Source organism: Gammaproteobacteria bacterium (genome assembly GCA_003696665.1).
Classification (GTDB): domain Bacteria; phylum Pseudomonadota; class Gammaproteobacteria; order Enterobacterales.
The window spans coordinates 1-1,947 of the sequence record RFGJ01000604.1; the positions used below are offsets into that span (position 1 = coordinate 1).

2 protein-coding genes are annotated in these 1,947 nt (G+C 50.1%); both read left to right on the top strand.

The features are described from left to right. Positions 1-241: 241 nt before the first annotated feature. On the top strand, positions 242-1,102 hold the full coding sequence (locus D6694_14665; protein ID RMH35533.1) for a site-specific DNA-methyltransferase: 861 nt from the start codon (positions 242-244) through the stop codon (positions 1,100-1,102). After that, positions 1,080-1,814 (top strand): cytosolic protein, encoded by a 735-nt coding sequence (locus D6694_14670; GenBank protein RMH35534.1) that lies wholly within the window; start codon positions 1,080-1,082, stop codon positions 1,812-1,814. Before D6694_14665 ends, D6694_14670 begins: the two co-directional genes overlap by 23 nt. The last annotated feature ends 133 nt before the right edge of the window (positions 1,815-1,947 follow it).

A 1,947-nucleotide genomic window follows, 5' to 3' on the forward strand; every position in this document is an offset into this window, starting at 1 on the left:
CCCACATCGGCGGCTCCACCCAGGAAGCCCAGTCGCTCATCGGGCGCGAGCTGGCCGAGCAGATCATCGCGTTTTTCAAGGGGCAGGGGTGAATGCCGCTAATCTGGGCGGTTACGACCTCACGCCGTCAGTACCTGTTTCCGACAAGTCGGAACAGGCGCCGATTTTATCGGGGTGCCACGGTGTGCGCTCAACCATTTTTTTAGGGACTCTTTCTTACATTTGAGAAAAAAACGGCGAAATGGAGATAAAAACCCAATTGTTTCTTGGTGATTGCAAGGAGGTGCTGAAGGAAATCCCGAGCAATTCGGTTGATCTGATCTTTACTTCGCCCCCTTACGCAGACCAACGAAAGAAAACATATGGGGGAATCCATCCCGATGAGTATGTCGAGTGGTTTTTGCCCATTTCTGCCGAGTTGTTGCGCGTGCTCAAGCCCACCGGCACGTTTGTCCTTAACATCAAGGAAAAGGTGGTCAATGGCGAACGCAGTACCTATGTGCTGGAGTTGATCCTTGAAATGCGCAAGCAGGGGTGGCTGTGGACCGAAGAGTTTATCTGGCACAAGAAGAATTGCTACCCCGGCAAATGGCCCAATCGTTTTCGGGATGCCTGGGAGCGACTCCTTCAGTTCAACAAGTCGCGTAAATTCAACATGTACCAGGAAGAAGTGATGGTGCCTGTGGGCGATTGGGCCAAGACGCGTTTGCGCAAGCTGAGCAAAACGGATTTGGAGCGCGATGAATCGAAGGTGGGAAGCGGCTTTGGCAAACGAATTGCCAATTGGATAGGGCGCGAGAAAGTATATCCCACCAATGTCTTGCATCTGGCGACTGAATGTAGCAACAAGAAACACAGTGCGGCTTTTCCCGAAGGGTTGCCTGAATGGTTTATTCGCCTTTTTACCAAGCCAGGCGACGTTGTGCTGGATCCTTTTATGGGATCTGGTACCACCAATAAGGTGGCACAACGCCTTCACAGGCATTCCATAGGAATCGAGATCCACAAGGAATATTTCGAGATGGTCAAGGCGGAACTTGAACCCGTCAAACTCGTACTTTTCGAACCGGAAGAATCATATGGGAAATCTGACACTCGATGAAATCAGTCAATGGGTAGCCCAACACATCGAGGAGTTCCATCAGAAAAAGATTGATCGCCTCGAGCGCTTGAAGCTCCATGTACTCTTGAAAAGAAAGAACCCGTACCTGTTTCGGATCAAAGACCTTGATACGCCCGAAGCCCTTGTGAGGGGGCTTGCCGAGGCTTGGGTGTCTTCTCAGGAGGAAACGCTGTTTGGAAATTGGCTCGAACAGCTTGCCATTTTTGTCAATGAAAGAGCTTTTGGAGGAAGAAAATCCGGGATCGAAGGTATTGATCTTGAGTTTGAACGTGACAATGTACTATACCTTGTCACGATAAAATCGGGGCCTGATTGGGGGAATTCCAGTCAGGTGAAAAAAATGGAAGAGCTTTTCAAAAGTGCAATCAAAAGGTTTCGTACGAGTGGTGCTTCAGTCGCCGTAGAATGCGTAAATGGCTGTTGCTACGGTCAAAGGAGTGCCGACAAGGGTACGTGGAAGAAGCTTTGTGGTCAGGATTTTTGGGAGTTCATTTCGGGATTGGAAAACTTGTATGTGGACCTGATCATTCCCCTTGGTCATAATGCCAGGGAGTGGAATGAGGGGTATCGCAGCCGGTATGAAGAGGTATTGAAAAAGTTGATTGATGAATTCAGCGCTAATTTCTGTGAAGACGATGGTACCATTGATTGGGAAAAGATTGTTCGGTTCAATTCCGGGAGCAAAAAATAGGGGTAGTCTCAGGGGGATTGTTTGGTCAATTCTGGTTGCCGCCCTCGTGGGCTGTACCAATGACGGCCCCGATGCTGGCGCGCAGGAGGCCGCGACGCCTGCCGCACAGGTCGAACAACAAACGCAGCCCGCC

Coding starts and splice junctions, on each gene's coding strand:
- D6694_14665 (RMH35533.1), top strand. CDS start 242: ATGGAGATAAAAACCCAATTGTTTCTTGGTGATTGCAAGGAGGTGCTG.
- D6694_14670 (RMH35534.1), top strand. CDS start 1,080: ATGGGAAATCTGACACTCGATGAAATCAGTCAATGGGTAGCCCAACAC.